The organism is Burkholderia sp. Ac-20344 (assembly GCF_017104975.1).
Classification (GTDB): domain Bacteria; phylum Pseudomonadota; class Gammaproteobacteria; order Burkholderiales; family Burkholderiaceae; genus Burkholderia.
Genome location: NZ_JAAGPP010000124.1, coordinates 20751 through 27925, shown reverse-complemented (window position 1 = coordinate 27925; position 7175 = coordinate 20751). Strand labels below are relative to the sequence as shown.

Here is a 7175-nt window from a genome sequence, read left to right as displayed (position 1 = left end):
CAGTTCATCGGGGAACAGCTTCGGCGTCTTCGGGTTCTTGCTCTTCTTGGTCACGGTTGCATCGGTCATAGGACGTTATTTCCGTTATCGTCTCATGACCTCGGCACACTAAAAATCTGACAGGCTCGGCATCAGCAACCACAGGCGGTTCAACATCACCTCGTTGCCCCACACCTTCCAGGTTGCCGGCGAGTCCTTCATCACTGCCTTCCACCATCGTGTCTGTTCCGGACCGAGCATCGACGGCGGGCGGCCAAGCTGCTCCGTATCGCGCGCCTCGTTACGCTGCAGCACGTCCTGCTTGACGAAATAGCGCGAGCCGGCCGCGTCGTCCCCATGCACCGGGTCGTGCCCGCGCGCACGCGCGACAGCCGCCTCGCTCACGACGTGGTCGTCGCGATACAGCCGCTCGTCCGTCATCACCAGGTGCGTCAGGATGCCGAAACGAAAATCACGGTAGATGCGAATGTTCGCGTACGACGGATGGTCCGGCTCGAAGCGCACATCGCCCCAATCCACCGGCATGTACTCCGCCCACGCGCGACTGGCGCTGCGCCGCCGCCGGGTTTCCTGCCGTTCCTCGTTGGTGTAGACCTGATGATCCTGCCAGCAGTCGTCGGAAAATTCGTGGTCGTCCCAGATCGCGATCATCGGCAGGCGCTGGTGCAGCGTCTGCAGGCGCGGATCGGTACGATAGGTGCGATAGAGCGTCCGGTAGTCTTCGAGCGAATCGGCATACGCGCGGCCGTCCGCGAGCAGCTTGCCGTCGGGCAGGCGCAGCGGAGGATGCGCCGGCTCGGCGCGGCCGGGGGGAGCGGTTCCGACCGCTTCATAGATGTAATCGCCCACGTGCACGACGAAATCGAGATCGCGTTCGTCGGCCAGCAGCGTCATCGCTTGCCAGTGGTTGACGCTCCAGTCCTGGCAGGTGAGCCACGCGAAGCGAACCTGTTCGTTGGCCTCGTTAGCGTCCGGCGCCGTGCGCGCGATACCCGTCATGCTGACGTCGTCGCCGGCGACGAACCGGTAGTGGTAGGGGGTCTTCGGCGAGAGCGCAGTTACTTTCGCGCGCACGGTGAAGTCGTAGGTGGCCAGCGCCCTCAGCGGGACGCTGGCGACGAGCGTCGAGAAATCCGGCCGCGTCGATACGTCGAGCCGCAGCGGTATCGCGCGCACGACGCCGGTTGCATGATGCGGGACACCCGGAGATACCGGTACGCATCGCGTCCAGAACACGATGGCGCGATCGCGCGGATCCCCGCTTGCGACACCTTGCGGGAATCGATAGCGGTGCCCGCGCACGGCGCTGACCGGCAGGATCGCCCGTGGCGCGTCGTGCGCGACGGTGGCAGCCGCAATGGTAAAAAAGGCCGACGACTTGAGGAAATGGCGACGGTCCATTGATCCTCCCGATCGACATCCCGCGGATGCGGGAGGCACGGCAGCAGGCGTTCGCTTCTTGCGCTCGACACGCGTGCCATTGCTGCACAGCGCGAGCAGGTAGCGCAGCCGATCCGGAACGTTACTGCGAAGACCGGCGCCTGAAAAGTCGTGAGAACCCCATTTCGAACGCACGCATGCGACCTGGCGGCGTGCGCTTTATCTGCCATCCCTCGACGTTCCTGCACGGGTAGCGGATCGTCCGGAAATCCGACGTCGCAGCATCTGCCCACCGCTCGCGCAAGCGCTCGGCAGGCCGAACGTGATCGCCCGTCGACTTTATCGGACATGCCCGTTCAAAGCGTATTCAGGAACACGAATTGCTCGATACCGTGCAGCAAACTCGGGGAGTGAGAAATGCACATCGGCCACACCGTCGGCAAGGCGGCCGCGTGGCTTGCCGTTATCGTCACGCTGGCGCTTGCAGCGCTGGTCGTCTTCATGGTGACGTTCGACTGGAATCGAGCCCGGCCGTGGGTCGACGACAAGGTATCGGACGCGATCGGACGGCAGTTCGCCATCAACGGCGATCTGCGTATCGGGTGGCGCCGGCCCGTGAGCGAGCAGGGCTGGCGTGCATGGGTGCCATGGCCGCGATTCAGCGCACGCAATGTCACGATCTCCAACCCGGACTGGGCGCGTACGAAGTATCTCGTCACGCTGGACGCGATCAGCTTCGAAGTCGAGGCGCTGCCGCTACTGGCACGCCGCATCGTGATTCCGGCAATCGACCTGGTCAATCCGGCCGTCGACCTCGAACGCCTCAAGGACGGACGAGTCAACTGGACGCTCAAGCTCAAGGAGCCCGCGCAGCCGGGCCGGTGGACGCTCGACCTGCACGAGATCGCGTTTGCTCAAGGCAATCTCGGCTACTACGACCAGCAAAAGCAGTTCGATCTCAGCGCCGTGATCGACACGCTCGGCCGGCCGATTCCGTTCGGCGCGGCGGTGAAACAGCAGGAGGCGTCGGCGCGCCACGAATCGGCACGGGCCGTCGGGCCGACCGGTCAGAAAAAGCTCGCGGCGCAGGCGCACGCCGGTTCGACGCAACCGGCGGTTCCTGCGTCGGGTGCCGAAGCGGCGTCCCGCGCGTCGGCAGCGGCCTCGCAGGCGTTGGCCGCTGCTTCGCATACCGCAGAGATGAAATCCGGCACCGCAGTCGCTCCGGCTGCATCAGGCCCGCCGGCGGCATCGAGCGCACCCGCACCCGCAACCGCCGCGTCGGGCGCAACGGCCTCGACGGCATCGAGCGCATCGAGCGCATCGGCGGCCTCAGCGCCCACGGCGTCAGCTACCGTCGGCACTTATACGATCGGCTGGACCGTCAAGGGGACCTACAAGAAAGGGCAGGTCGCCGGCACCGGCAAGATCGGCAATTTGCTGGAGCTGCAGGGCGCGCAACGCCCGTTTCCGGTTCAGGCCGATTTGCGCTTCGGCGATACGCACCTGGCGCTCGTCGGCACGCTGACCGATCCGTCCCACCTGGCAGCGGTGGATCTCCGTCTGTGGCTCGCGGGCACCAGCATGGCTCACCTGTATGAAGTCACGGGCATCACGCTACCCGAAACCCCTCCTTATGCGACCGACGGCCGACTGGTCGGCCAGTTCCGGGCGTCCGGCAACGTCTTCAAGTACGAGAACTTCACGGGACGCGTGGGCGGCAGCGATCTCAACGGCACGCTCGTGTACGTCTCGCGCGAACCGAGGCCGCTCTTGTCCGGCACGCTGGTGTCGAAGCTGCTGCAGTTCTCCGATCTCGCACCGCTCATCGGCGCGGATACGAATGCCAGCAAGGCGAAGCGGGGCGCCGCCGTCGCGCAGCCCGAGAACAAGGCGTTGCCGGTCGAGCCATTCCGCACGGATCGCTGGAAGAAGATCGACGCCGACGTTCGATTTACCGGGCGACGCATCGTCAAGACTTCGAGCTTGCCGATTACCGACCTGTCGACCCACGTCGTCATGCATGACGGTGTGCTGACGCTCGACCCGCTGAACTTCGGTGTCGCGGGCGGTACGCTGGCTTCGAACATTCACCTGGACGGCAGCGGCGTGCCGCTCAAAGGGCGGTTCTCGCTGCAGGCGCGCCATCTGAAACTCAAGCAACTGTTCCCGACATTCCCGGTGATGCAGACCGCGCTCGGCGAGGTCAACGGCGATGCCGCGTTGTCGGCCACCGGCAATTCGCCGGCGGCACTCGCAGCGACTTCCAACGGGGAAGTGAAGATGTTGGTCACCGACGGCACGGTGAGTCTCTTGCTGATGGAAGCCGCCGGGCTGAACGTGGCAAACGTGGTGTACGAGAAATTGTTCGGCACACGCGACGTCAAGATCAATTGCGGCGCGGCCGACTTCGTGGCCACCAACGGCGTGCTCGACTCGCGCGTATTCGCGCTCGACACCGACGACGCGGTGATCGGAATGGACGGTAGCGTGAACCTGCGCGACGAGACCATGAATCTGACGATCCATCCCCATACCAAGGGATTCCGGGTGATATCGCTACGCTCGCCGCTGTATGTCACCGGCTCCTTCAAGCAACCGCACGTCGGGGTCAAGGCCGGGGCACTGATCGCGCGCGGCGGGGCAGCGATCGGACTGGGCTTGCTGAATCCGCTCGCGAGTCTGCTCGCGTTGCTGCAGCCGGGCCGCAACCGTCCGCTGCCGTGCCAGCAGATGCTGGCCGACATGGAGCGGCGCCCGACGGCGCCACCGCCGGGAATCCGACAGAAGACGAAGGCCGTACCGGCGTACCTGAACGCACTGCCGGCGGCTTCGGCTGCTTCGGCGGCTTCCGCGCCGGCTGGCGCCGAACCCAGGCAGTGACCATGTTCGACCGCTTCCGTCGAACGGACGTGGCGGCCGGCCGTCGGGTGGCGTGGGGCACGGATGAGCGCAGGCGTGTTTCAGATGGCCTACGGGCCTTTCCGCCGGGCATGGATCGGCGGTCGGGCGGGATCGGTCGCGCTCGCCGGACCGTCTGGAATTGAACCGGTCATGTGACTTGAATGAGGTGAAGACAATGATGCGATTGATTGCATGGATGTTGATTGCTGGCACCGCCGTTCTCGCCGGCTGCAACACGGTGGCGGGCGCAGGTCAGGACATTTCCAAGGGCGGCCAGGCGATCAAGAACGAGGCGCAAGAAGCCAAATAGCGGCGCTGGCCAGGGCGCGCGCCAACGAAATCGAGCGCCGAGGTCGGCAGGTGCATGCGCGGCGAATCGGCGCAGCAGGCGCGCGCTTCGAGGGGGCGTCTTTCCGGTTTCGCGTCGTTTATCGCGTCGATTGATCGCGAGCTCGGCTCCGGTTGCCTGGCGTTCGTTACGCATTTCATGCGGCGAGGGCAAATATAAATTAAATGTGAACCCTTCCCGCCGCAAAATTTTGCACAATGGCGGCAGCGCGGCCCGTCGCCGCGATTCGCCCCCGGAGTGCCCGGCCAGCCGGACCGGGGCCGGCCCGAACCGATACCCGACCTCGGCACCGACGTGCCGCCGCCCGCCGCCATGGACCAACCGAAACGCATCCTGATCGTCGAGGACGATGCCGACATCGCCGACGTGCTGAGCCTGCACCTGCGCGACGAGCGCTACGAGGTCGTGCACAGCGCGGACGGCGCCGAAGGGCTGCGCCTGCTCGAGCAGGGCGGCTGGGATGCGCTGATCCTCGACCTGATGCTGCCGGGCGTCGACGGCCTCGAGATCTGCCGCCGCGCGCGTGCGATGACGCGCTACACGCCGATCATCATCACGAGCGCGCGCTCGAGCGAGGTGCACCGGATCCTCGGCCTCGAGCTCGGCGCCGACGACTATCTGGCCAAGCCGTTCTCGGTGCTCGAACTCGTCGCGCGCGTGAAGGCGCTGCTGCGGCGCGTCGACGCGCTCGCGCGCGATTCGCGGATCGACGCGGGCACGCTCGACGTCGCGGGGCTGGCGATCGACCCGATCGCGCGCGAAGCGAGCGTGGACGGCGCACGCATCGACCTCACGCCGCGCGAATTCGACCTGCTGTATTTCTTCGCGCGGCACCCGGGCAAGGTGTTCTCGCGGATGGACCTGCTCAATGCCGTGTGGGGCTACCAGCACGAAGGCTACGAGCACACGGTCAACACCCACATCAACCGGCTGCGCGCGAAGATCGAGGCCGATCCGGCCGAGCCCGTGCGGATCCTCACCGTGTGGGGCCGCGGCTACAAGCTCGCCGCGCCGGGCCAGCGGGACGGATGATGAAGCTCACCCTCACCCAGCGGCTGTCGCTCGTGTTCTCGGTGCTGCTGCTTGCGTGCTCGGGCGCGTCCGCGTGGCTGCAGATCCGCGCGAACGACATGCGCGAGCAGGAAGTCGTGCAGGGGCTGTCGCGCGACCTGGCCGCCAATATCGTCAACAACGTGACCCACGGCGCGCCGCTGATGGACGCGAACGGGCTGCGCCCGGATGCCGTGCGCACGCTGTTCGGCCAGTTGATGGGCGTGAACCCGAGCGTCGAGGTCTATCTGCTCGACAACGCGGGGCACATCAAGGGCGACGATGCGCCGCCCGGCCACGTGAAGCGCGACCGCGTCGATCTCGCGCCCGTGCAGCGCTTCATCGCGGGCGAGCCGCTCCCGATCCTCGGCGACGACCCGCGCAGCCCCGACGCGCGCAAGGTGTTCAGCGCCGCGCCGCTGCAGCGCGCGGCGGGGCAGCCGCCGTCGGGCTACATCTACGTGGTGCTGCTCGGCGAGGCGCACGACCGGCTGGCCGCGCGCGTCGATGCCGGCAACGTGCTGCGCACGACGCTGTGGTCGATGGCGCTGGTCGCGCTGCTCGGCCTGCTCGCGGGCCTCACCGCGTTCAGCTTCATCACGCGCCCGCTGCGCCGGTTGACGGACGCGATGCGCCGCTTCGACGCGAACGGCACGCCCGACACGCAGCCGCCGGTGCCGCGCTCGCGGCCGGGCCGGCGCGGCGACGACATCGTCGTGCTCGAATCCGCATTCGCGCAGATGGCCGACCGGATCGGCGACCAGTGGCGCGCGCTGACGCGCCAGGACCAGCAGCGGCGCGAACTCATCACGAACATCTCGCACGACCTGCGCACGCCGCTCACGTCGCTGCACGGCTACCTGGAGACGCTGTCGCTGAAGGCCGAGACCCTCGCCGAGACCGAACGGCGGCGCTACCTGTCGATCGCGCTCGCACAGAGCGCGAAGGTCGGCCGGCTCGCGCAGGCGCTGTTCGAACTCGCGCGGCTCGAATCGGGCGGCGTGCAGGCCGAGCGCGAACCGTTCTCGCTCGTCGATCTCGTGCAGGACGTGTTCCAGAAATTCGAATTGACCGCGCAGGCGCGCGGCGTCGCACTGCATGCGCGGATTCCGCCGCGGGTGCCGGTCGTGTCGGCCGATCTCGGGATGATCGAGCGCGTGCTGACCAACCTGCTCGACAACGCGCTGCGGCACACGCCTGCGCACGGCGAGGTCGAGGTCGCGCTGGAGCCGCGCGGCGACCGCGTGGTCGTGACCGTGGCCGATACCGGGGAAGGGATTCCGGTGGCGCGGCGCGAAGGGCTGTTCCAGCGGCCGCAGCGGCCGATGAGCGGCGGCGCGGTGACGAGCGGCGGGCTCGGGCTGCTGATCGTGCACCGGATGCTGGCGCTCAACGGCAGCAGCATCCGGCTGGTCGACCGGGCCGGGTGTGGTGCGGTGTTCGAGTTTGCGCTGGCGGTGGCCGCGCCGGCTGTCGGCGACGGACGCTGACC

The 7175-nt window shown here is 67.2% G+C and carries 4 protein-coding genes and 1 pseudogene; 4 read left to right on the top strand and 1 reads right to left on the bottom strand.

Going from position 1 to position 7175, the window contains the following annotated elements:
* Positions 1-126: 126 nt before the first annotated feature.
* Positions 127-1401: pseudogene (locus G3N64_RS29750) on the bottom strand (alkaline phosphatase D family protein); the annotation flags it as partial.
* A 396-nt stretch (positions 1402-1797) separates the two neighbouring features.
* On the opposite strand from G3N64_RS29750, the gene G3N64_RS29745 reads away from it, so the two are divergent.
* The 4 genes from G3N64_RS29745 to G3N64_RS29730 all read left to right on the top strand — a co-directional run bounded on the left by G3N64_RS29745 (position 1798) and on the right by G3N64_RS29730 (position 7173).
* Positions 1798-4263, top strand: a complete 2466-nt coding sequence (locus G3N64_RS29745) for an AsmA family protein (protein ID WP_205787284.1) — start codon at positions 1798-1800, stop codon at positions 4261-4263.
* Between the two features lie 196 nt (positions 4264-4459).
* Positions 4460-4594 (top strand): entericidin A/B family lipoprotein, encoded by a 135-nt coding sequence (locus tag G3N64_RS29740; RefSeq protein WP_205787283.1) that lies wholly within the window; start codon positions 4460-4462, stop codon positions 4592-4594.
* Positions 4595-4945: 351 nt separating this feature from the next.
* Positions 4946-5665 (top strand): response regulator transcription factor, encoded by a 720-nt coding sequence (locus G3N64_RS29735; RefSeq protein ID WP_021162521.1) that lies wholly within the window; start codon positions 4946-4948, stop codon positions 5663-5665.
* Complete coding sequence (locus G3N64_RS29730) at positions 5665-7173, top strand: HAMP domain-containing sensor histidine kinase (protein ID WP_205787282.1); 1509 nt, start codon at positions 5665-5667, stop codon at positions 7171-7173. Before G3N64_RS29735 ends, G3N64_RS29730 begins: the two co-directional genes overlap by 1 nt.
* Positions 7174-7175: the final 2 nt, after the last annotated feature.

Excerpts from the sequence above, each read along its gene's own strand:
- G3N64_RS29745 (WP_205787284.1), top strand. The coding sequence starts at position 1,798 with ATGCACATCGGCCACACCGTCGGCAAGGCGGCCGCGTGGCTTGCCGTT.
- G3N64_RS29740 (WP_205787283.1), top strand. The coding sequence starts at position 4,460 with ATGATGCGATTGATTGCATGGATGTTGATTGCTGGCACCGCCGTTCTC.
- G3N64_RS29735 (WP_021162521.1), top strand. The coding sequence starts at position 4,946 with ATGGACCAACCGAAACGCATCCTGATCGTCGAGGACGATGCCGACATC.
- G3N64_RS29730 (WP_205787282.1), top strand. The coding sequence starts at position 5,665 with ATGAAGCTCACCCTCACCCAGCGGCTGTCGCTCGTGTTCTCGGTGCTG.